Genomic DNA, 23010 nt, shown 5'->3' with positions numbered 1-23010 from the left:
CCCGAGGTGCGGGCTCACCGGCGCTCGGGCGCCGGGTCCCGGCCCGGGGCCCCGGCGGCGAGCTGGCCAAAGGCGTGCCGGCGGATCCAGGCGTGCATCGCGATCGCGGCGGCCGCGGCGGCATTCATCGACCGCGTGGACCCGTACTGCTCGATCGAGAGCACGGCATCGCACGCGGCGTGCGCGGCGTCGGTGAGGCCGGGGCCCTCCTGGCCGAAGAGGAGCATGCACGCCTCGGGCAGCTCAAAGGTCTCCAGCGGCACCGAGTCGGGGAAGTTGTCCACGCCGATGAGGCTCAGTCCGCGCTCGGCGCACCAGGCGGCGAGCGCCGCGGCGTCGGGGTGGTGGTGGATGTGCTGATAGCGGTCGGTGACCATGGCCCCGCGGCGGTTCCACCGCTTCCGGCCGACGATGTGGACGGCGGCGGCGTTGAAGGCATTGGCGGTGCGCACCACGGACCCGATGTTGAGGTCGTGCTGCCAGTTCTCCACGGCGACGTGGAACGAGTGGCGGGACCGGTCGAGGTCGGCGACGATCGCCTCGAGCGTCCAGTAGCGGTATCGGTCGACGACGTTGCGGCGGTCACCGGCGGCGAGCAGCTCCGGGTCCCAGTGGTCGCCTGCCGGCAGCGGGCCCTCCCACGGTCCGACGCCGACGGGCAGGCGCTCTGCTGAGCCCGCCTGCCCGTCGTCCTGGTGCTGCTCGGTCACCGAGCGCCCGGCTTCTTCCGCTTCGAGGCGGCCGAGGAGCCGGCTTTCCCGGACTTCCCGGCGGTACCCGGCTTCGCCGCGGACTTCCCGGTCGCGGTCTTCGCGGCCTTCGTCGCCGGAGCGGGCTTCCCGGTCGACTTCCCGGTCGACTTCGCGGTCGTGGCCGTGGACTCCTCCGCGGCATCCTCGTCCGGGTCGGAATCCTCGACGTCCGCGTCATCGAGGTCCGCGCCATCGACGTCCTCGGACCTGCCAGCGGTCGTCGACTTCCCGGACTTCCCGGACTTCGCGGACTTCGCGCCCGTGGCAGCTTTCGCGCCCTTCGACGACTTCGCGTCCTTCGTGCTCGTCTCCGCGGCGTCGTCGTCGCCGTCCTCGGTCTCGGCGCCCTTGCTCCGATCCCCCTTGACCTTCGCGGTCTTACCGGTGCGACCGGAGCCGCGCAGGAGGTTGCGGCGGTAGGCGGCGGAGGCGAGGGCGAACGCGATGAGTGCGGCGACGAGCACCGAGCCGAGCGCGATCAGACCCTCCCACCACTCGGCCTGGGAGGCGAAGTAGCGCAGCGGGGTCGCCACCGGAGCGGTGAACGGGATCCACGACATCCACTTGAGCGCCTCGAAGTTGTTGAGGAAGAACAGCGGCGCAAGCGCCCCGCCGAGCACGAGGATCACGGTGAGTCCTGCGCCCACCTGGCGGCCGCGGCGCTTGGCGGCGGTCGCGGCCCACAGGTACAGCGACAGGAACAGGAGGTGAGCGAGCAGGAACAGGCCGGCGAACCAGCCGAGTCCCGGCATCATCGACACCGCGAGCGAGGTGCGCGAGGCGATCGAGAGTCCGAGCAGGAGCACGCCGACGGCGATCGCGAGGTACCCCAGCGACAGCAGCGTGAGGCCGTACACCCGGCCCCAGGCCGCGGACTTCGCCGGGATGGTGGCGGCGATGATCTCCGCGATGCGATTGCGCTTCTCGACCCGCATGTTCGAGTAGAGCAGCGCGCCGAGGGTCATCACCGAGGCGATGAGGAGGAACGCCAGGCCCCAGCCGAGCGCCTTCGCGGCCTCGGTGTTGACCGCCGGGGGCTCGAGGTAGGTCACCGGCATCTGCGGGGCGAACTTGTCGAGCACGGCGGTCGGCTCGCTGTTGAGCGCGACGATCGTGTCGTTGCCCTGGCCCGTCACATCGGGGATGAGCGCGGCGTCGGCCTCGCCGTTGCGCACCATCTCCTGGGCGACCTCGACGCTCTCCGCGTCGAGGACCGTCATGCCGAGCTGCTGCTCGAACAGCGGGGCCTGCTCACCGATCCCGACGACCGCGACCGCGGTGTCGGAGCCGTCGCTCGTCGAGTCCGCGTTGCCGAGCCCGATGACGAGGGCGGCGAGCACGGCGAGCCCGATGGCGAGGGCGGTGACGTAGAACAGGGGGCTGCGGGAGGCGGTGGTCGTCTCCCGGTTGGAGACGAGCCAGGCCGCCTGGCGACCGGTGAGGTCACGGAACTCGGAGACGAGGCCGGTGCGCGGCTCGGTCGCCGGGTCCTGCCGGTCCTCCCGCAGCTCGTAGGGCACCTCGTCGTCATCATCGATCGTCGCGACCTCGATCTCCTCGTCGGCCGCATCCGCGTCGAGATCGTCGTCGGCGAGTTCATCGTCATCGGGATCGTCGGTGGCGGGATCCTGCGGGTCGACGGCGTCGTCCTCGGTCGTCGTGGTCTCGTCCTCGGTCGTCGTGGTCTCGTCCTCGACCAGGAATTCGTCGTCCTCGAGGTTCCCGAGGTCGGAGGACAGGTCGCGCTTCGGCCCGTTGGCGCCGGTGTCCTTGGGATTCGTCATCACACCTTCTCCTTGAACAGTTCGGCGAGGCTGGGCTCGACGGTGGTGAAGCCGCGCAGACCGCTCAGTCCGGTGACGGCGGCCCCGGCGGCGTCGACGTCGTTCGCCTCGAAGGCGACGGAATCGCCTGTGCGCGCGGCGGTGGCGACGCCCGGGCTCGCGGTGAGGTGCGCCTCGGCGGCGGTGGCCGAGGCCTCGTCGGCGAAATCGGCGCGGTAGCTGCGGTGGTCGGCGCGGAGCTCGGTCAGGGTGCCCTCACCGGCGATCGTGCCGTGCGAGAGCACGATGATGTCGTCCGCGGCGGCCTGGGTCAGCTCCCAGCTGTCGGAGGTGAACACGATCGGCACACCGGAGTCGGCGTGGTCGCGCAGGAGCTCGAACACCTTCTCCGAGCTCGCGGCGTCGAGTCCGTCGAACGGCTCGTCGAGGACGACGACGTCCGGGTCGGCGGCGAGGATCGCGGCGATGTCGACGCGCGCGACCTCGGTGCCGGAGAGATGCGACAGCGGCGCATAGGCGCGGTCGGACAGATCGAGGCGGGAGAGCAGGGTGACGGCGTTGCGCTCGGCCGCGCCCATGGTCATCCCGTGGAGGCGGGCGAAGAAGACGATCTGCTCGAGCACCTTCATGTTCGGGTAGCCGCCGCGCTCGCTGGGCAGGTAGCCGAAGTTCTGGCGGTCGCCGAACCCGAGCTCGTGGCCCTCGAGGGTGATGGTCCCGGAGTCCGGTTCGATGAGGCCCATGATGATGCGGGTGAGCTCGGTCTTGCCGGAGCCGCGGGGGCCGACGACGCCGGTGATCCGGCGGGCCTTCGCGGTGAATGACACGTCCTTGAGCCAGGTCTTGCGACCCGACTTGAGCGTGATTCCTGTGAGTGTGAGCACTGATCGTCCTTCTGTTCCGCCAGGGGTGCGCACGCGTCAGACCGATGGGTGCGCAGAGACAAGTGTGTCCCGAGGGTGGGACATGCCACAAACCGAGGGGCGGCCCGGCGTTCGTTATCCGGACAATTCCCAGTCGCCGCGCGGGGTGTGCCGGGGTGCCGAGGAGGCCCTGGGGCGCCCCGCAGCTTCGCCGGGGCCTGGGGGGCTGGAATCGGGGGCCTAGCCGGGGCGTGGAGCGGATCTAGTCGAGGCCGAGGTCCGCGGTGGTGAGGGCGGTGAGGTAGGGCAGGCCGGCCGCCTCGACCCGCTGCTTCGCTCCGGTGTTGCGATCCATCACGACGGCGACCGCGACGACCTCGGCCCCGGCTTCGCGCAGCGCCTCGACGGCGGTGAGCACGGAGCCGCCCGTGGTCGAGGTGTCCTCGACGGCGATGACTCGGCGCCCGGCGACATCGGGGCCCTCGACGCGCCGGCCCATGCCGTGGGCCTTGGCCTCCTTGCGGACGACGAAGGTGTCGAGCGGGGTGCCGCGCACCACGGAGCGGTGCATGACCGCGGTGCCGACCGGGTCCGCTCCCATGGTCAGGCCGCCGACCGCGTCGACGCGGTCGAGGTAGCCCTCGCGCTCGAGCAGGTCGAGCACGACGTCGCCGATGAGCGGGGCGGACCGGTGGTCGAGTGTGACCCTGCGCAGATCGAGGTAGTAGTCGGCCTCCTTGCCGGAGGACAGCGTGACGCGGCCGCGGACCACGGCGAGTTCGTCGATGAGGGCGAGGAGCTGGGTGCGCGCATCCGCGGCAGAGGTCTCAGACATGGCCCCAGTCTACGGCGACGGGGCGCCGGTGCCGGAGTGGTGAATACAGAAGTCCCGGGGCGCGGAGACCGCGACATCCCGGGACTTCTGCAGCACTCCCCTCGAGTACCCGGACGCATCCCCATACGTCCGTTTCATTCGTCCGATCCCCACCGGACGAATGGTTCCATTTGACCACAGGATTCCGACGGCTGTAAACCGGGCGTTCACTTTGCTCGATTACTCTCAGTCTTCTCACAAAAAGCATAGACAAGCGCGAATTCGTGCGGGTCACAGGCATCACCCGGGCGCTCCGGGCGTCGGCGCAGGTCAGACCTACTGTGGAGTAGAGCCGCCGCTACTCGCGAGTACTGTCAGATGTCCACACCTCGTCACTGCGCCCGGGCACGCCGCGCCGCCCGATCGGACTCGGACGGCCCCCGCAGCGGGTGCGGCCCGTTCAGGAGTGCGGTCCGGGCCGGGCCGGGCGGCGCAGACGGCGGAATCGGAATCCATTGCTCAGGCCTCGCAGCAGCGGCCGAGGCACGGCCTGCGCGAGGAGGTAGGCGAGCTTGTACTGCAGGCCCGGCACGGACACCGCCTTCCCGGCGCGCGCATCCGCCAGCCCCTCCCGGGCGACCTGGTGCGCTGCGACCCAGGCGATGGCCGGCATCGTCGACATGTCCACGCGCATCCGGTCGTGGAACTCCGTGCGCACGAACCCGGGCAGCACCGCGGTCGCCGTGACCGGGGTGTCGGCGAGCTCCGCGGCGAGGTTCTCGGTGAATACGAGGGCGGCGGACTTCGCTGCGGCGTAGGCACCCATGGTGGTGAGAGCGGCCATCGACACGACGTTGACGATCCCGCCGCGACCCCGTTCGATCATCCGGTGAGCGGCGTGCCAGGAGATCTGCTGGACGGCGGAGTTGAGCACCCGGTCGAGCGCGACGAGGTCTGCGGGGCCCGTGCGGAGCACCGAGTGCTTGAGCCCGTAGCCGGCATTGTTGACCACGACGTCGACCCGTTCGCGGTCGAGGAAGCCGGTGACGGTACGGATCCCCGATTCGGCGGCGAGGTCTGCGGTGAGCACTCGCACCGGGACGCCGTACTCGTCCTCGAGCACCTCGGCGGTCTCCTCCAGCCGGGCGAGAGTGCGGGCGACGAGCACCAGGTGATAGCCGTCGGCCGCGAGCGCCCGCGCGAACTCCAGCCCGATCCCGCTCGTGGCCCCGGTGACGAGGGCGACGGGCACGGGGCCCTCCGGGGCATGCGCGGCGCGGCCGGGGTGGGAGACGGCGTCGGAGGTGCGGGAGTGGGGCGAACGGTCCATGGGATCACCCTACGGCGGGCCGCTGACGCGGCGCCCGCGAAACTCCGGCCTCGCTCCGGGCCGGAACGCCCGGGGCTCGACCCTGATCCCCAGGCAGTGCGCTCCGGGTCCGGCCCGTTCCGGTGTCCATGCGCTCAGGCCCCGGCCCCGTGTCCGAGGCGTCGAATACAGTGGGGGCATGCGAATCGCGACGTGGAATGTGAACTCGATCCGGGCCCGGGCGGAGCGGATCGGAGCATGGCTCGACCGCTCGGACGCGGACGTGCTGGCGATCCAGGAGCTCAAGTGCCGCGACGACCAGTTCCCCGCCCAGGTCTTCTCCGAGCGCGGCTACGAGGTCGCCTTCCACGGGCTCAACCAGTGGAACGGCGTCGCCATCGCCAGCCGGGTGGGGCTCGCGGATGTCGAGATCGGCTTCCCCGACGTCCCGGGCTTCGGCGACCAGGACGATGTCGAGGCCCGCGCGATCAGCGCCGACTGCGGCGGGGTGCGGGTCCACTCGCTCTACGTGCCGAACGGCCGCGAACTCGACCACCCGCACTACACCTACAAGCTCGCCTGGCTCGAGGCGCTCCGCGCGGAGGTCTCCCGGACGCTCGCCGCGGACGCCGGCACCCGGCTGGTGCTGTGCGGGGACTTCAATGTCGCACCGGAGGACGACGACGTCTGGGACATGGCCGAGTTCGACGGCGCCACCCACGTCTCGGAGCCGGAGCGCACGGCGTTCGCCGCGCTCCTCGACGCCGGCCTCACGGACGTCGCCCGACCCTTCACCCCGGGACCGGGCGTCTACACGTTCTGGGACTACCAGAAGCTGCGGTTCCCCAAGAAGCAGGGGATGCGCATCGACTTCCAGCTCGCCTCGCCGGCTCTGGCCGAGCGGGCCGAGGATGCGTTCGTCGACCGCGAGGAGCGCAAGGGCAAGGGTGCCTCCGACCACGCACCGGTGGTCGTCGACTACAGCGGCTGAGGCGCAGGCGTCCTCCGAATCGCCCTGATCTGACCCCTCATCCGACAAACTTAAAAATTCTGGCCGCGTTTCTTATAAGATCATCCAGTGGACCCTGCCAGATTTGTAAGTTCCGTGTTCGGCACCGTCATCACCGACCCCCTGCTCGCGTGGGACCACCCGTTCTTCAGACCGGCGCCGATTCCGCGTTCGATATCTCTGCGACAGGAGACCAATGATGCACTCTCCCGCGCGAGCCTGGCACTGGGGAAGCTCGGGGGAGCGAGTCTGATCGTTCCGGACCCTTCGCTCTTCCTGGCCCCGTCGATGGCACAGGAAGCCGTGTCGAGCTCTCGAATCGAGGGAACCCAGGCTTCGCTCAGTGATGTTCTCTCTGCTGAAGCGATATCCGATTCGTCTGCAGTGGATCCGGACCTCCAGGAAGTCCAGAACTATCTGGCTGCGATGAGGCTCGGTGTCGAGCTCCTGCCCGATCTGCCACTGACGCAACGCTTCATCAATCGACTGCATGAAGTGCTGATGACAGGCGTTCGCGGGGAAGAGAAGAGTCCCGGGGAGGCTCGCCGATCGCCGGTCTGGATCGGGGCAGCAGACGCCACTCCCCGAACAGCCGCTTTCATTCCGCCCCACAATGAGTATCTGCCCGAAGCCCTGACCGACTGGGAACGATTCGCCAATGGCGACCACGCCATGGCGCCCGTCCTCAAGAGCGCGCTTCTCCACTACCAGTTCGAGACCATTCACCCGTATCTCGATGGAAATGGCCGCATCGGCCGATTGCTCATACTCTTCGGCTTCATCAGCGACGGGATCCTGCCTCATCCCACTCTCAACGTGTCCGGATACTTCGAAGCCCACCGACGCGAGTACTACGACCGGCTCCAGGCGGTGAGAGAACGCGGTGAGATCGACGAATGGGTGCAGTTCTTCGCCCGGGCCATCGAAGTGCGCTCCGACGCGTCATCCCGCAGACTGCAGCACTTGATCTCCACACGGGAGCGGTATCGAGAAGCTGTCACGCGCAGGAACGAAAGGACTGCATTGACGCATCTCGTCGAAATCATCTTCCGCAACCCCCTGGTCACCGTGGAGAGCGTGAGGCGGGAGCTCAACGTCAGCCAACCGACCGCGTCGACGGCCATCAGAGCAGCCGAGGCCGAAGGGTGGCTGAGATCCGAAGGCAGATGGGGCCGTGGCGGAAAGGAACGATGGGTAGCCCCTGAGATCTGGGACGCCATCAGTGGAGACGAATGATCGCAGGAACGGAATCGGCGCACTGGTGAGTCGCGCTCTCCGTCAACCGTCGACTACAGCGACTGAGGCGCAGGGGGGGGCATCCCGTGTTGCAGTTCCGCCATACTCCCGCTCGGGCGCTGGTAGGCGGCGGGAACCGTGACCTAGTGTGGACGCCATGAGCTATCCCAACGATCCCTATCGGCGCCCGAATCCCCCGCAGGTCACCCCCCGGCCGCAGACGGGCCAGGGACATGGGGCTCCTCCCGGCACGGGCAGCGGTCAACCGGGCGGCCCGTTCGCCGGACAGCCGGGCGGTCAGCAGCAGCCCGGTCCGGGCGCCGACGGATACCCCGGCGGCCCGCAGCGCCCGAGCGGTCCCGGTGGACCCGGCCCCTCCGGAGCACCGGGACATCCGGGTGCAAGTGGTCCCGGCCGTCCCGGCGCACCCGGGCCCCAGCACCCCGGCACTGCACACCCCGGCAACGCGCAGCCCGGCTATCCGGGCGCCCCGCAGAGCGGCGGACCCGGGAGCACCGGAGGTCCAGGAGGCCCCGGCGGCTACCCGGGGGCATCTCCGGCATCCGGCTACCCGGGAGCGTCCCCGGCCTCGGGCTACCCCGGTTCGCCGAGCGGACCGGGCCACCCGGGCGCACCGGGATATCCGGGCGGGCCCGGCGGCCCCCCGCCCAAGAAGAAGCGCACCGGGCTCTTCATCGGCCTGGGCGTCGGCGCGTTCCTCGTGCTCGCGCTCATCGTCGGCGGCGGCCTGTGGGCCGGGAGCACAATCCTCAACAAAGGCGAGCCCGAGCCCTCCGAGTCGGCCGTCGCCGAGCCCACGCAGGATCCCACCGGGGAACCCACGCAGGAGCCGACCCAGGATGCCGCGGGCGAACCCGACCTGGCCGTGGGCGACTGCATCGCCAATCCGGACGTCACCACCGCCCTGCAGACCGTCGAATGCGATCAGCCGCACTTCGCGCAGGTGTACGCCCAGCAGGAGATCGATGGCGACACGTACCCGGGCACGAGCACGCTGACGGCGGACGCGCAGGCTTTCTGCGAATCCGGCACTGCCGGAGCACTCGATCCGGCGAAGCTCAGCTCCGACTTCGCCGCGAGCTACGTCATCCCGACCGCGGAGACCTGGGGCCAGAACGACCGCCACATCCACTGCCTCGTCCACCGGGCGGACAAGGGCGACTTCACCGAGAACCTGCTTCCCAGCTCCTGAGGCACGTCGCGTGCACCTGCCCGAGGCGCACGCACCTGCACGCGCTGCGCCCCGGAGCAGGAGTTCTCGCACGCATGAAGCGTCCCCGCTGTGATGTCACAGCGGGGACGCTTGATCTCACGGTCGTCCGATCCGTGCACTCCGGCGGCGCGACGCGGGCGTCCCGACGGGGACGCCGCCGCGCGGGGCACCGGGGCGACCGGTCACACCGGGGCGATGACCAGCCCACCGGAGGCATCGGCCGCGGTGTCCTCCGGACGGTCCACCCGCACGGTGTCGCCGTCGTGGATGACGCCGCCGAGGATCTCCTTGGCCAGCCGGTCCCCGATCTCGCGCTGCACGAGGCGGCGCAGCGGCCGGGCGCCGTAGGCGGGATCGTAGCCCTCGATCGCCAGCCATTCGGAGGCGGCCGGGGTGATCTCGAGCGTGAGCCGGCGCTCCGCCAGGCGCTCCTGCATCGCCGCGATCTGCAGATCGACGATCCGGCTGAGATCCTCCATGGACAGCGGCTCGAACATCACGATGTCGTCGAGCCGGTTGAGGAACTCGGGCTTGAACGCCTGGTGCACCACGTTCATCACCGCGGCCTCGCGGGCCTGCTGGTCGAGCGACTGATCGATGAGGAACTGCGAGCCGAGGTTCGAGGTGAGGATGAGGATGGTGTTCCGGAAGTCCACCGTCCGCCCCTGCCCATCGGTCAGCCGGCCGTCATCGAGCACCTGGAGCAGGATGTCGAACACGTCCGGGTGCGCCTTCTCCACCTCGTCGAGCAGCACCACCGAATAGGGCCGGCGCCGGATCGCCTCGGTGAGCTGGCCGCCGGTCTCGTAGCCGACGTATCCGGGAGGCGCGCCGACGAGGCGCGACACCGAGTGCTTCTCCCCGTACTCGCTCATGTCGATGCGCACGAGCGCGCGCTCGTCGTCGAACAGGAAGTCCGCGAGCGACTTCGCGAGCTCGGTCTTGCCCACGCCGGTGGGCCCGAGGAACAGGAAGCTGCCGGTCGGCCGGTCCGGGTCGGACACGCCGGCCCGCGAGCGCCGGATCGCATCCGACACCGAGGCGACGGCCGCCTGCTGGCCGATGAGTCGCTGTCCGATGATCTCCTCGGCGCGGAGCAGCTTGTCGCGCTCGCCCTCGAGGAGCCGGCCGGCGGGGATGCCGGTCCAGGCGGCGACCACCTCGGCGATGTCGTCGGCGGTGACCTGGTCGCCGACCATCGGGCGGGCGGTGCCGGTCCCGGACTCCTTCTCCTCCGCCTCGGCGGCGGCGATCTCCTTCTCGACAGCCGGGATCTCGCCGTAGAGCAGGCGCGAGGCGGTCTCCAGGTCGGTGTCGCGGCGGGCGATCTCCGCCTGCGAGCGGAGGTCGTCGAGCTTCTGCTTGAGCTCGCCCACCCGGTTGAGCCCGGCACGCTGGGTCTCCCAGGTGGCATTGAGCCCGGCGAGCTCCTCCTGCTTGTTCGCGAGGTCCTCGCGGAGCACCGCGAGCCGTTCGACGGAGGCCGCGTCGCTCTCGTGCGAGAGCGCCATCTCCTCCATCTTGAGCCGGTCGACGGCGCGGGTGAGCTCATCGATCTCGATCGGCGCGGAGTCGATCTCCATCCGCAGGCGGGAGGCCGCCTCGTCGACGAGGTCGATCGCCTTGTCCGGCAGCTGCCGGCCGGCGATGTACCGGTTGGACAGCGCAGCGGCGGCGACGAGCGCGGAATCCGCGATCGTCACCTTGTGGTGCGCCTCGTAGCGCTCCTTGAGGCCGCGGAGGATCGCGATCGAGTCCTCGACGCTCGGCTCGCCGACGAACACCTGCTGGAACCGCCGCTCGAGCGCGGGGTCCTTCTCGATGTTCTCGCGGTACTCGTCGAGCGTGGTCGCGCCGACGAGCCGCAGCTCACCGCGGGCGAGCATCGGCTTGAGCATGTTGCCCGCATCCATCGCGGAATCGCCGGTAGCACCGGCGCCGACGACGGTGTGGATCTCGTCGATGAACGTCACGACCTGGCCGTCGGAGCCCTTGATCTCCTCGAGCACGGCCTTGAGGCGCTCCTCGAACTCGCCGCGGTACTTCGCACCGGCGACCATGCCCGCCATGTCGAGGCTGATGAGCGTCTTGTTGCGGAGCGATTCGGGCACGTCGCCGGCGACGATGCGCTGGGCGAGGCCCTCGACGACGGCGGTCTTGCCGACGCCGGGCTCGCCGATGAGCACCGGGTTGTTCTTGGTCCGGCGCGACAGCACCTGGACCACCCGGCGGATCTCCGAGTCGCGGCCGATCACCGGGTCGAGCTTGCCCTCACGGGCAGCCGCGGTGAGGTCGACGCCGTACTTCTCGAGCGCCTGGAAGGTGTCCTCCGGGTTCTCGCTCGTGACCTTGCGCCCGCCGCGCACCTCGGGCAGGGCGGCGAGCAGTCCGTCGCGGGAGACGCCGTTGCGGACGAGCAGCCTGCCGGCCTCCCCGGTGTCCGCGGCAGCGGCGATGAGGAGGTGCTCGGTGGAGACGTACTGGTCGCCGAGCGCGGACATCTCCTTCTCCGCGTTGTTGACGAGCTGGAGGCCGGCACGGGACAGGCTCGGCTGCGCCTGGTTGGTGCCGGAGATGCTCGGGAGCGTGGCGAGCAGCGTCTTCGCCTCGCTCTGCACGGCCAGGGCATCGGCGCCGAGGTGCTCGAGGAGGGCGGAGGCGATGCTGTCCGGCTGGGACAGCAGGGCGAACAGGATGTGGGCGGGCTCGACCTGGGAGTTGCCCCGTTCGACGGCGTCCTTGACCGCCGCCGACAGGGCCTCCTGTGACTTCGTGGTGAACTGGGATTCCATGGGTGTTCCTTTCGAATTCTGGCTTCTCAAAGGTCAACAGCACCAGAGTTGAGTCTATTCCACTCAAGGTGGCTTCCCTCAAGTCCGATCTCGCTGTGCGGGTCCGCCTCTCCTCCGGATTTCACCGGCGCGCACGCGCAGGTCAAAGGCTCAGCGCGGCGCGGCCGCGGCGGCCACCGCTATGAGCGCGGCGGCGGCCGGGGGCGGCTGCGGGCCGCGCCACACCGCGCGGATTTCCCGGGTGAGGTCGAGACCGGTCACGGGGATCGCGATGAGGTCGCCGCGCTGCAGGGGCCCGGCGATGACGAGCTCGCTGAGCACCGCCGGATCCGCTCCGGCGGACACACTGGCGAGCACTGCCGCGTTGCTCCCGGATTCGAGCGCCGGCGGCACCGGCCGGTAGGGGGCGAGCGCCTCGTCGAGGGTGACCCGGGTGCCGGAGCCGGGCTCGCGCACGACGAGCGGCGTCGCGGCGAGCTCCTCCGGCGCCAGCCCGTGTCGCCGGGCCGCCCAAGGGTGCCCGGGCGCCACGACGACGACCAGCCGGTCGCGCGCCACGGTGCGCGTGCGCAGCGTCGGGTGCAGGTGCGGGGTCTCGACGAACCCGAGGTCGCAGTCGCCGGCGGCGACGAGGTCGAACACGTGCGAGGAGTTGTGCACCCGCAGGCGCACCTCGGCATCGGGGATCTCGCGCCGGAGCTCGGCGAGCCATCCGGGCACGAGGTGCTCCGCGACGGTCATGCTCGCAGCCACGTCGAGGTGAGCGGTGTGCTGTGCGGCGAGCGCCTCGGCGACGGAGCTGAACTCACGGGCGGCGTCGAGCACGCGCCGGGCCCAGTCGACGACGACCGCACCCTCCTCGCTCACCCGTGAACCGGACGGGTGGCGGACGAGCAGGTCGACGCCGAGCTGCTTCTCGAGCGCCCGCATCGCGCGGCTCGCGTTCGGCTGGGCCATCCCGACGGCGCGCGCCCCGGCGCCCAGTCCCCCGCGTTCGCTCACGGCGGTGAGGAGCTCGAGGACGGCGAGGTCGGGCCAGCGGGCAGTCATATCACTATGATATGTCCGGATGCGGGATCGGGGTCTACCGGCGCTCCGGCGCGGGGCGCAGGCTGGAACGCATGCCCTCCGACCCGACGACGCTCCCGCGCAGCAGCGCTCGCATCGCGCGACTGCGGGAACTCGCACCGGGTGCGGGGCTCGCCGCCCTCGGCGCCGCGGCGGCCGTCGGCATCGGTGCGCTCCTTCCCACCGTGAGCGCCCTGCTCGTCGCGATCGTCCTCGGCATGCTCGTCCGCAACCTCGCGACCCTGCCTCCGCGCGTCGAGCCCGGCCTGAACTTCGCCGCCAAGCACGTGCTCCGCGCGGGCATCGTGCTGCTCGGCCTGCAGCTCGTCCTCGGCGACATCCTGGGCCTGGGCACCGGGGTCGTCCTCACCGTCGTCGCGGTGGTGGCCGTCGGGTTCGCAGCGACACTGCTCGCCGGGCGGCTGCTCCGGCTGTCGTCGACGCAGACGCTGCTCATCGCCTCCGGGTTCTCGATCTGCGGGGCCGCCGCCGTCGCCGCGGTCGACGGGGTGATCCGCACCGAGGACGAGGAGGAGGTCGTCACCGCAGTCGCGCTCGTCGTGGTGTTCGGCACCCTGATGATCCCCGCACTCCCGCTCGCCGCCGCCGCGCTCGGGCTCACCGAGGCGCAGACGGGGCTGTGGGCCGGCGCCTCCGTCCACGAGGTCGCGCAGGTCGTGGCGATCGGCGGGAGCCTGGGGGCTGCGGCGCTCAGCGCCGCTGTGCTCGTCAAGCTCGCCCGGGTACTCCTGCTCGCACCGGTGATGATGATCATCGCCGTCCGGCAGCGCCGGGTGATCCTCGCCGCGCGCACCTCGGAGGCGACGCGCACCTCGGACGCCGGCACGGATGACGCGCCGTCGCTGCCGCCCCTCGTGCCCCTGTTCGTCCTCGGCTTCCTCGCGATGGTCGCGCTGCGCTCCACCGGGATCGTCCCGCTGCTCGTCGTCGATGCGGCGGCGATCGCGCAGACGGCGCTGCTCGCAGCGGCGATGTTCGCACTCGGCACCGGGGTCCGGCTGTCCATCGTGAAGCGGGTGGGGGCGCGCCCGTTCGCACTCGCCGCGCTCTCCACCCTCGCCGTCGCGGCCACCGGGCTCACCGGGGTGCTGCTCGCCGCGTGATGCCACCGGGCCGAACGGCACGGCCACCGCAGCCGGCCCGTCCGGGCGCACTGTTCAGGTGCCGATGAACTCCCAGTTCTCCTGGCAGGTGATGCCGATGATGCTCGGACCCGAGCGCATCTCGTCGAGCTGCGAGGGCACCTCGGTGTCCTGCGTGCGGCCGAGCTCCGTGCCTTCGCCGAAATCGCCGGTGATCTCCTCGACGATGCAGGCGTCGAAGTAGGGCTCGTCGGAGTTCACCGCGAGCTCGAACACGCCTCCGGGGCCGGCGTGGAGGAAGTGGCCGGAGCCGAAGCCGGACTCGGGCACGAGCATCATGTCGCCGATCGGCTCGAACCGGATCTCCCAGTCGGCGTCGCCGGTGACGGTGATCGTCGACCAATCGACCGACACCCCGCCGATGTAGGTGTCCGAGGTGCCCGTCCCGTCGGCGCCGAGCAGCCAGCCCTGGCGACCGGACTCGTCGGCCTCGACCATCTGGAAGGTGCCCTCGCTCATGATCTCGTAGGTCACGACGGCCGGGCCGGTGACGTCGGCGGGGACATCGAAGTGGTCGGGGCCGGAGCCGGAGACGGTCTGCGGCTCGAAGGTGCCGTAGTTGGCGTCCGCCCAGTCGCGCGCATCCTGCTCGTCGGCGGCGGCGACGTCGATGAGCGAGGGACCGTAGTCCGGGCGCTCGGGCGCCTCCTCCTCGCCTGGATCCGGCGGCGGCACGGGCGCCTCCGTGGGCGGGGCGGAGGCCGCGGCCGGGTCCGAGGCGGAGGACGACTCCGCGGTCGGGCCAGCCACGGGCTCGTCCCCGATGGTGGCGCCGAAGCCGAACCAGATCACCCCGGCGACGAGCGCGAGGACGAGGACGCCGGCTCCCAGGGCCAGGCCGATGATGAGGCCGACCGGCTTCCCGCGCCGCGGCATCGTGCTCGGCCCGACCGGCGGGCCGGGGAGGATCGGGGCGCGGGGGTGGTGCGGGGCGCCAGGGTGCGGACCGCCCGCGGACCGCGCGCCGTCGTCGTACGGAGCGGCGCCGTCGTACGACGGGGTGCCGTTCCAGTGGGGCGGCTTACCGGGCGGTGGGGGGCGGTGTGCTCATCGTGGGACTCCGGGATGGGGGCGGCCCGCCGCCGTGCGCGGCAGGCGTGACCTGGACGAATACTCGTCATCGTAGTCGCCGTCCGGCGCCCGGACCGGCCCGGGATGTGCCAGGTCCGGGACATCCGTTCCCGGCTCCGCCACACCGGCCGCCGCGTTCGGATCGCGGTCGCGCGGGACCCGTGTCCACGCCATCGGGCACACTGGGGACATGAGCGAAGACACCGTACTCCTCACCGTCGAGGACACCGTAGCCACCGTCACCCTCAACCATCCGGCGACCCGCAATGCGCTCTCCCTCGAGCTCATGCGCGCCCTCATCTCCACCTTCCGCGAGCTCGGCGGGCGCCCCGACGTCCACGCGATCGTGCTCGCCGCCGCCGGCCACGTGTTCTCCTCCGGCCACGACCTCAAGGAGGTGAGTGCGGCGGACCACGCCGGGCAGCAGGAGATCTTCGACACCTGCTCCGAGCTCATGCTCCTCATCCAGGAGATCCCGCAGCCGGTGATCGCCCGGGTACAGGGCGTCGCGACCGCCGCCGGGTGCCAGCTCGTCGCCACCTGCGATCTCGCCGTCGCCTCGCGTGAGGCGCGGTTCGGCACCCCGGGCGTGCGGATCGGGCTGTTCTGCTCGACCCCGATGGTCGCGCTCAGCCGCGCCGTCGACCGCAAGACGGCCATGCGCATGCTCCTCACCGGCGACATGCTCAGCGCTGAGCAGGCGCTCGCCCGCGGCCTCGTCTCCGACGTCGCGGACGCCGCGGAGCTCGAATCGGCCGCCGCCGCGCTCGCCGCCCAGGTCGCCCAGGCGTCCTCGGCCACCGTGGCGATCGGCAAGCGGGCGTTCTACGAGCAGATCCACCTCCCCACCGCGGAGGCCTATGCGCGGATGAGCACGGTCATGGCCGACAACGCGGGCATGCCCGATGCCCGGGAGGGGATCGACGCCTTCCTCACCAAGCGCGAACCGCAGTGGCAGCACCGGCAGTGAGCCGCCCGACCCGTCGGGTCCGAGCGGCTGCCCGGGCCCCGCACGCGCACCGCACCGGCGCCGCGTGTGCACCGCACCGGCGCCGGTGAGGGGTGAGTTCGCACGTGTGACTTCGCTCGACGGCCTGGCTTAGGATCGAAACGGTCGCAGGCCCTGCCCGCGCCCGCCGCCCGGGCCGGTCGGGAACCGCGTCCGGAACCGCCGGCGGACCGCCGCCGCGACCGCACCCGCACCCCATCAGCAGCGTCAGGATCCCAGTGAAGTACGCAGACACCGTGCTCGACCTCGTCGGCAGCACCCCCCTCGTCAAGCTCAACTCCGTGGCCTCCGGGGTCCGGGCGACCGTCCTGGCGAAGCTCGAGTACATGAACCCCAGTGGCTCGATCAAGGACCGGATCGCCGTCAGCCTCGTCGCCGACGCCGAGCGCTCCGGCAAGCTCGCCCCCGGTGGCACCATCGTGGAGCCGACCTCGGGCAACACCGGGGTGGGCCTGGCGATGGTTGCGGCGATCCGCGGCTACGACGCCGTGTTCGTCACCCCGGACAAGGTGGGCAAGGGCAAGCGCGACGTGCTCTCGGCCTACGGCGCCGAGGTCGTCGTCACCAAGACCAACGTCGCCCCCGACTCCCCCGAGTCCTACTACGGGGTGTCCGACCGCATCACCGCCGAGCGGGAGGGCGCGTTCAAGCCCGACCAGTTCTCCAACCAGGCCGGGCCCGAGGCGCACTACCGGACCACCGGGCCGGAGATCTGGAACGACACCGACGGCCGCGTCACCCACGTCGTCATGGGGCCGGGCACCGGCGGCACGATCACCGGCACCGGCCGCTACCTCCACGAGGCCTCCGAGGGGCGGGTGAAGGTCGTCGCCGCCGACCCCGCCGGATCGATCTACGCCGACCACTCCGCCGACCTCCACAGCTACTACGTCGAGGGCGTCGGCGAGGACATGATCCCCGACACCTACGACCCCTCCGTCCCCGACGGCTTCGTCACCGTCGACGACGCCGCTGCCTTCGAGATGACGCGCCGACTCGCCGTCGAGGAGGGTCTGCTCGTCGGCGGCTCGTCCGGCATGGCGGTCGTCGCCGCTCTCGAGACCGCCCGCGAACTCGACGAGGACGCGGTCGTCGTCGTCGTGCTGCCCGACTCCGGGCGCGGCTACATCGACAAGATCTTCAACGACGAGTGGATGGCCGAGCACGGCTTCACCACTGCCGCCCGCCGGGGCGGAGACGTCGTCGCCGCTCCCGGCGCCGAGGTCGAGGACTCGGAGCCCGCAGGATCCGGGCAGCCGGGTGCCGGACACGGGCAGCAGGGCGCCTCGGTCGCGGATGTCGTGACCGGGCTCGGGATCACCCCGGGCGACTATCCCTGCGTCGGTCCCGACACCCGGCTCGCCGAGGCCGTGGCCGCTCTCAGCGGAGACGTGCTCCTCGTCGCGGACGCCGGCGCGGCCACCGAATTCAACGTGTTCGGGGCATTCGAGCGCAGCGCACTGACGTCCCTGCTCCTCGACAGCGAGGCGGTCGCCGGGCGCTCCTCCGGCCCCTCGCTCGGCCCCGACCGGGTCGACGGCGACACCGCGGTCGGCACGCTGAGCGACGCGCTGGTCGACCTCCCGAAGGTCGGCATCGGCCAGACCGCCGAGGTCCTGCGCGCCCGTCTGCTCACCGCCCCGGCGGCCCTCGTCTACGACGCCGGCCGGCCCGTCGCCCTCATCGACCGCACCGCCCTCGCCCGCTGGGCCGCCTCCCGAAAGGACCACTCGTGACCGAGAACATCACCCCCTCCTTCTCCACCAAGGCCATCCACGCCGGGCAGGAGCCGGATGCGCAGACCGGCGCGGTGATCCCGCCGCTCCACATGAGCTCGACCTACAAGCAGGACGGGGTGGGCGGATTCCGCAGCGGGTACGAGTACTCGCGCAGCGCGAATCCCACCCGCGACGCCCTGCAGGCGCAGCTCGCCGCGATCGAGGGCGGGGCGCACGCGTTCTCCTTCGCCAGCGGGCTGGCCGCGGAGGACGCCCTGCTGCGCGCGCTCACCGCTCCCGGTGACACGATCCTGCTCGGCAACGACGCCTACGGCGGCACCTTCCGCCTCATCAACGCGGTGTTCGGGCAGTGGGGCGTCAAGCACTTCGCCGTCGACCTCACGGACACGAGCACCGCGGCCGATGCGATCGCCGCCCACCGGCCCAAGGTCGTGTGGGTGGAGACGCCCACCAATCCGCTGCTCAACGTCGTCGACATCCGCGAGACCGCCCGTCTGGCCCGCGAGGCCGGGGCGATCCTCGTCGTCGACAACACCTTCGCCACCCCGTACCTCCAGAACCCGATCAGCCAGGGCGCGGACATCGTCGTGCACTCGGTGACGAAGTACCTCGGCGGCCACTCCGACGTGGTCGGCGGTGCGCTCGTCCTCGCCGACGACACCCACGCCGAGGCGATCGGCTACATGCAGAACGCCGCCGGCGCGGTCTCCAGCCCGTTCGACGCCTGGCTGACGATGCGCGGCATCAAGACCCTCGCCGTGCGGGTCAAGCAGCACAGCCAGAACGCCGCCGCGCTCGCCGCGGCGCTCACCGACCACCCGAAGGTCGAGACGGTCCTCTACCCCGGGCTCGAATCCCACCCCGGCCACGCGGTCGCGGCTCGCCAGATGCGTGAGGGGATGTTCGGCGGCATGATGTCGATCCAGGTGGCCGGCGGGCGCGAGGCCGCCCGGACCCTCGTCGACAGCACCAAGGTGTTCACGCTCGCGGAGTCCCTGGGCGGGATCGAGTCGCTCATCGAGTACCCCTACGACATGACCCACGCCTCGGTCCAGGGCACCGACCTCGAGGTGCCGGCGAACCTCGTGCGGCTGTCGGTGGGCATCGAGGACGTCGAGGACCTCCTCGCCGACCTCACCCAGGCGCTCGACCGCCTCTGACCCTCCCCTCCCCCTCACAGCAATTTTCGAAGGTTTCTGAGAGGTGGTGTCAAGCTTCTAACGCATCAGGAGCTTTTCGAACATGTCGGCCGGGGTCTGCAACTCGAGTGTGGGCCTCGGCCGCGTGTTGATCAGGTACTCGACGTGGGCGACTTCTTCATCGGTGACGTCGCGGAAGTCTGTGCCTTTGGGGAAGAACCCGCGGATGAGTCCGTTGGTGTTCTCGTTCGTCCCGCGCTGCCACGGGGAATGCGGGTCACAGAAATACACGTCCATCTTCGTCGCGGCGGTGATCTGCTTGTGCTGCCCCATCTCGACTCCCTGATCCCAGGTCAAGGACTTGCGCATCCGGGTCGGGAACTCCCCGAATCGCTCTGCGATCACCCGGGCGACGGGTTCGGGCCCATGCCCATCGGGCAGCCGGATGATCACCGCGTACCGGGTCTGGCGCTCCACCACCGTGACCAGCGCGCTCTTGTGGTCCTTCCCGATGATCTCATCGCCCTCCCAGTGCCCGGGCACACTGCGATCATCAGGGTCGAAGGGCCGGTCGGCGATATTGACCATGTCACTGATCCGGCCGCGTCGTTCCGTGCTGGAACGGGACTTCCGCTGTTTCCTGCGGGTCCGCAGGTACGTGGTGAGCTCACGTCTGAGTCCGCCCTTGGCCTGCACGTAGAGCGCTTGATAGATCGTTTCGTGACTGACTCTCATAGACACATCGTCGGGGAACTCCTCGACCAGCATCAACGCGATGAGTTTCGGTGACCATCGCTGCTGGCTGAGTTTCTCCTGCACCCAGTCCCGCAACCGGGCGTTCGTCGCGAGTTTGCATGGCCGCGTCCGGTGCCGGCGATGCACCGCTTTGAGCTGGGCGCGTGCCGGGGAGTAATCGACCCCGGCCCCGACGAGCCTGCGATCACGATTCCGCGCGACCTCGCGACTGATCGTCGAGGGACTCACCCCCAGCGATGCTGCGATCGTGCGCATCGAATACCCCGCGGCCAGACCGGCGAGGATCGCTTCGCGATCCGAGATCGTCAAGTGCTGGCCCTTGCGGGCCCGTGATCCCGGAGGGATGCGCCGCGGTGGCATTCCCCCGCGGCGCGAGATGATCCGCGAGACCCAGGTCGCGGACTTCTCGACCGTGGAAGCGATCTCCTCGATCGAGAGTCCCTGCCCGCGTAGTTCCCAGACCCGGAATTCGAACTCCCACGCCAGACCGTACCGACCGACCCTGCCCGCATTCCTCGACCCGACCATCACACAACCCCTTTCGCACCTACCCTGACAACGAGTGTTGCGATGACTGTATGACACCACCAGAGCAGTTCCGCGCATCTATGCAATGTCACGGCCCGGTGCCGGGGCGCCCGGCACGGTGTCGCGGACGCGGTGTGAGGTCATCGTGCCCGGGCACGGGGTCAGCATCGGTGCCCCGGCACGGCGCCCTCCCACAGCGCCCCGGCACGGTGTCGCGGACGCGCGGATCCGCGGGGCGCCCCACCCGGCCTCCAACCCCGGACGACCGCGCCGGAGGACACACCGGCCAATGCACTCCGCCGCACCTCGGGCGCACTAGCCTGGAGGGGAGGAAAGGACGTGCATGTCGATCGTCGTCACCGGAGCTTCGGGGTTCATCGGGCGCGCCGTCGTCCAGCGTCTGCTGGAGGACGGTCGACGCGTCGTCAGCCTGGGCCGCACCGACCCGCAGATCCCGGGCCTGGCCCATCACACTTGGGACATCCGCGAACCGGTCGACGCCTCGGCGCTGCGAGCCCTGCCGTACCTGGAGACGGTGGTGCACTGCGCCGGTCTCATCGACGACTGGGCCGACCCCGACGAGCTCCACACGGTCAACGTCACCGGCACCCGGCACGTGCTCGACGCCTTCCCGGACCAGCGGATCATCCACCTGTCCTCGACCGACGTCTACGACCCGCAGCGCGACCACCATCGCCTCTACGAGGAGGCCGGTCCTGTCGCGGAGGACCGCTACCCGGAACCCGGGCCGGCGCTGTCGAAGGCGCTCGCCGAGGCGGTCGTCCAGCGGGTGCGCCCGCAGACCCTCGTGCTCCGCCCCACCGTGGTCTACGGCCCCGGGGACACCACACTGTTCCCGCGGCTGCGCGCGACGATCGAGAACGGCACACTCCGGATCCCCGGTGGAGGCCGCAAGCAGATGACGCTCACTCACATCGACACCCTGACGGGCGCCGTGCTCGCCGGTATCGACCGGCCCGGCATCTCCGGGCCGATCAATGTCGGCGACCCGAAGCCCTATGTGCTCAAGGACGCGCTGCTCACCTACCTGGCGCGGGCCGGCGAGGAGCGGGTCGAACTCGACGAGGTGGCCGCCGACCTCGCGCTGGCGAAGACCTGGTATGCGGAGCGGCGCGCGCGGAAGAGGGGCGGCCGCCCGCTCATCACCCGGTACACGATCCGGCAGGTCATCCACGAGCGGACCTACGATCTCACCCGCCTCGAGCAGCAGCTCGGATTCACCGGCATCCAGCACCTCGCCCCGCGACGGGCCTGACCGGCAGCCGAGCATCTGCCCGGCAGCCGAAGGCCTGCCCGGACCGCAGTGCACCGATCGCCCCGATCACTGTCAGCACAACGGAAGGACCCGATGATGGACCACACCGACGGAACCGGCACCGGCCTCCGCGCTGAGCACCGCGATCGGATCCTCCGGGCGGTGGACGAACGGTTCGACGAGCAGATCAGGTTCACCCAGGAGCTCGTCCGACACCCGTCGCTGCGCACTGCGGAGGGTTCTGCACAGGACCTCATGGAACGGGCCATGGAGGCACGCGGGCTCGACATCGACCGGTGGGCGCTCGATGCCTCCGAGCTCGCCGAGCACCCCGGAGCCGGGATCGTCGAGGTCTCCTACGACGGGGTCGACAACGTCGTGGGCACCTATCGCCCCGCCGCGGAGAACGGCAGGTCGCTCATCCTCAACGGGCACGTCGACGTCGTCCCGGAGGGTCCGGAGGACCAGTGGTCGCGCTCACCGTGGGACGCGACGATCAGCGACGGCTGGCTCCACGGGCGCGGCAGCGGCGACATGAAAGCGGGCCTGGCGGCGAACCTCTTCGCCTTCGACGCGGTGAAGGCGGCCGGCTTCGCACCGGGCGGCAGGATCCACTTCGAATCCGTGGCCGAGGAAGAGTGCACCGGCAACGGGTCCCTCTCGGCCCTCATGCGCGGATACACCGCCGACGCCGTGATCATCCCCGAGCCCGAGGAGGACATGCTCGTCCGCGCGAACGTCGGCGTCATCTGGTTCCGCATCCGGGTGACGGGACGGCCTACGCACGTGCGGGAGATGGCGACGGGCTTCAACGCGATCGACGCGGCGTACTTCGCCGTCGGCGAGCTGCGGCGGCTCGAGGAGCGATGGAACGCGGAGAAGGGCCGGCACCGCCACTTCGCGGACCTCGATCACCCGATCAATCTCAACGTCGGGATGATCCGCGGCGGCGACTGGGGGTCGAGTGTGCCCGCATGGTGCGAGGTCGATCTCCGATGCGCGCTCTACCCCGGTACGACGGCGGACGAGGGGTGGGCCGCCATCACCGAGGTGGTCGACCAGATCACCACGGACGCCGCCGGGAACCCGATCAGCGTCGAAGCGAAGCGCACGGGCTTCTATGCCGAGGGGTACGTGCTCGAGGAGGGCTCCGCCGCGGAGTCCGTTCTCGAGGGGGCGCACCGGGAGGTCTTCGGCGCGGAGCTCGAGTCGTTCACCACTCCCGGCTACCTCGACGGGCGGGTCTTCGTCCAGTACGCCGGTATCCCGACTCTGGTGTACGGTCCGGTCTCGCGCGCCATCCACGGCAATGACGAATGCGTCGATCTCGAGTCCGTCCGCCGGATCACGAAATCGATCGCCCTGTTCATCGCCGAGTGGTGCGGAGTCGACGAGGTCGCCGTCGCGCAGTGACAGTGCGGTGCCGGAACTGCCTTCCGAGTCCGTTCGCACAGGCTGCTGCCTCTGC

The 23010-nt window shown here is 70.6% G+C and carries 18 protein-coding genes; 9 read left to right on the top strand and 9 right to left on the bottom strand.

Annotated features, from left to right (window positions below):
• Positions 1 to 14: 14 nt before the first annotated feature.
• From FDF13_RS05180 to FDF13_RS05160, 5 genes are all read right to left on the bottom strand, one after another.
• Positions 15 to 710 carry a TrmH family RNA methyltransferase gene (locus FDF13_RS05180; RefSeq protein WP_137318734.1) on the bottom strand — a complete coding sequence of 232 codons (696 nt, stop codon included), beginning with the start codon at positions 708 to 710 and terminating at the stop codon, positions 15 to 17.
• Complete coding sequence (locus tag FDF13_RS05175; RefSeq protein ID WP_137318733.1) at positions 707 to 2536, bottom strand: ABC transporter permease; 1830 nt, start codon at positions 2534 to 2536, stop codon at positions 707 to 709. The genes FDF13_RS05180 and FDF13_RS05175 overlap by 4 nt, the downstream gene beginning before the upstream one ends.
• Positions 2536 to 3420 (bottom strand): ABC transporter ATP-binding protein, encoded by an 885-nt coding sequence (locus FDF13_RS05170; protein ID WP_137318732.1) that lies wholly within the window; start codon positions 3418 to 3420, stop codon positions 2536 to 2538. The genes FDF13_RS05175 and FDF13_RS05170 overlap by 1 nt, the downstream gene beginning before the upstream one ends.
• 241 nt (positions 3421 to 3661) lie before the next feature.
• Positions 3662 to 4234, bottom strand: coding sequence for an orotate phosphoribosyltransferase (gene pyrE, locus FDF13_RS05165; protein WP_137318731.1), 573 nt, complete (start codon positions 4232 to 4234; stop codon positions 3662 to 3664).
• Positions 4235 to 4673: 439 nt separating this feature from the next.
• Positions 4674 to 5543: an SDR family oxidoreductase gene (locus FDF13_RS05160; RefSeq protein WP_137318730.1), complete on the bottom strand. Its 870-nt coding sequence runs from the start codon at positions 5541 to 5543 to the stop codon at positions 4674 to 4676.
• A 178-nt stretch (positions 5544 to 5721) separates the two neighbouring features.
• On the opposite strand from FDF13_RS05160, the gene FDF13_RS05155 reads away from it, so the two are divergent.
• The 3 genes from FDF13_RS05155 to FDF13_RS05145 all read left to right on the top strand — a co-directional run bounded on the left by FDF13_RS05155 (position 5722) and on the right by FDF13_RS05145 (position 8980).
• The gene (locus FDF13_RS05155; protein ID WP_137318729.1) at positions 5722 to 6513 is read left to right on the top strand and encodes an exodeoxyribonuclease III; all 792 of its coding nucleotides are present in this window, start codon (positions 5722 to 5724) and stop codon (positions 6511 to 6513) included.
• Between the two features lie 114 nt (positions 6514 to 6627).
• A complete protein-coding gene (locus FDF13_RS05150; RefSeq protein WP_175406868.1) occupies positions 6628 to 7767 on the top strand; it encodes a Fic family protein in 1140 nt (379 codons plus the stop codon).
• A gap of 157 nt (positions 7768 to 7924) precedes the next feature.
• Positions 7925 to 8980, top strand: a complete 1056-nt coding sequence (locus FDF13_RS05145; RefSeq protein ID WP_137318727.1) for a septum formation family protein — start codon at positions 7925 to 7927, stop codon at positions 8978 to 8980.
• Between the two features lie 203 nt (positions 8981 to 9183).
• On the opposite strand, the gene clpB is transcribed toward FDF13_RS05145, so the two are convergent.
• Entirely contained in the window at positions 9184 to 11793 is a 2610-nt protein-coding gene (clpB, locus tag FDF13_RS05140) for an ATP-dependent chaperone ClpB (RefSeq protein ID WP_137318726.1), read from the bottom strand.
• Between the two features lie 150 nt (positions 11794 to 11943).
• Complete coding sequence (locus tag FDF13_RS05135; RefSeq protein WP_137318725.1) at positions 11944 to 12843, bottom strand: LysR family transcriptional regulator; 900 nt, start codon at positions 12841 to 12843, stop codon at positions 11944 to 11946.
• 71 nt (positions 12844 to 12914) lie between these two features.
• On the opposite strand from FDF13_RS05135, the gene FDF13_RS05130 reads away from it, so the two are divergent.
• Positions 12915 to 13985: a YeiH family protein gene (locus FDF13_RS05130; RefSeq protein ID WP_137318724.1), complete on the top strand. Its 1071-nt coding sequence runs from the start codon at positions 12915 to 12917 to the stop codon at positions 13983 to 13985.
• A 54-nt stretch (positions 13986 to 14039) separates the two neighbouring features.
• Here FDF13_RS05130 and FDF13_RS05125 read toward each other — a convergent pair whose 3' ends face one another.
• Positions 14040 to 14900 (bottom strand): hypothetical protein, encoded by an 861-nt coding sequence (locus FDF13_RS05125; protein WP_137318723.1) that lies wholly within the window; start codon positions 14898 to 14900, stop codon positions 14040 to 14042.
• A 385-nt stretch (positions 14901 to 15285) separates the two neighbouring features.
• Between FDF13_RS05125 and FDF13_RS05120 the strand changes: the two genes are divergently transcribed.
• From FDF13_RS05120 to FDF13_RS05110, 3 genes are all read left to right on the top strand, one after another.
• The gene (locus FDF13_RS05120; protein ID WP_137318722.1) at positions 15286 to 16065 is read left to right on the top strand and encodes an enoyl-CoA hydratase; all 780 of its coding nucleotides are present in this window, start codon (positions 15286 to 15288) and stop codon (positions 16063 to 16065) included.
• 257 nt (positions 16066 to 16322) lie between these two features.
• Complete coding sequence (locus tag FDF13_RS05115) at positions 16323 to 17840, top strand: pyridoxal-phosphate dependent enzyme (protein ID WP_137318721.1); 1518 nt, start codon at positions 16323 to 16325, stop codon at positions 17838 to 17840.
• Entirely contained in the window at positions 17837 to 19003 is a 1167-nt protein-coding gene (locus tag FDF13_RS05110) for a cystathionine gamma-synthase (RefSeq protein WP_137318720.1), read from the top strand. The genes FDF13_RS05115 and FDF13_RS05110 overlap by 4 nt, the downstream gene beginning before the upstream one ends.
• Before the next feature lie 57 nt (positions 19004 to 19060).
• Here FDF13_RS05110 and FDF13_RS05105 read toward each other — a convergent pair whose 3' ends face one another.
• Positions 19061 to 20266, bottom strand: coding sequence for an IS30 family transposase (locus tag FDF13_RS05105; RefSeq protein WP_175406867.1), 1206 nt, complete (start codon positions 20264 to 20266; stop codon positions 19061 to 19063).
• A gap of 343 nt (positions 20267 to 20609) precedes the next feature.
• Between FDF13_RS05105 and FDF13_RS05100 the strand changes: the two genes are divergently transcribed.
• Together FDF13_RS05100 and FDF13_RS05095 are read left to right on the top strand one after the other, a co-directional pair.
• Positions 20610 to 21542, top strand: coding sequence for an NAD(P)-dependent oxidoreductase (locus FDF13_RS05100; protein WP_137318718.1), 933 nt, complete (start codon positions 20610 to 20612; stop codon positions 21540 to 21542).
• Between the two features lie 93 nt (positions 21543 to 21635).
• Positions 21636 to 22955 (top strand): ArgE/DapE family deacylase, encoded by a 1320-nt coding sequence (locus FDF13_RS05095; RefSeq protein ID WP_254668920.1) that lies wholly within the window; start codon positions 21636 to 21638, stop codon positions 22953 to 22955.
• Positions 22956 to 23010 lie beyond the last annotated feature (55 nt).

It is taken from the genome of Brevibacterium sp. CS2, from assembly GCF_005280295.1.
Lineage (GTDB): Bacteria > Actinomycetota > Actinomycetes > Actinomycetales > Brevibacteriaceae > Brevibacterium > Brevibacterium pityocampae.
The sequence above is the reverse complement of the archived record's forward strand: the minus strand, read 5'-3'. Positions and strand labels throughout refer to the sequence as shown.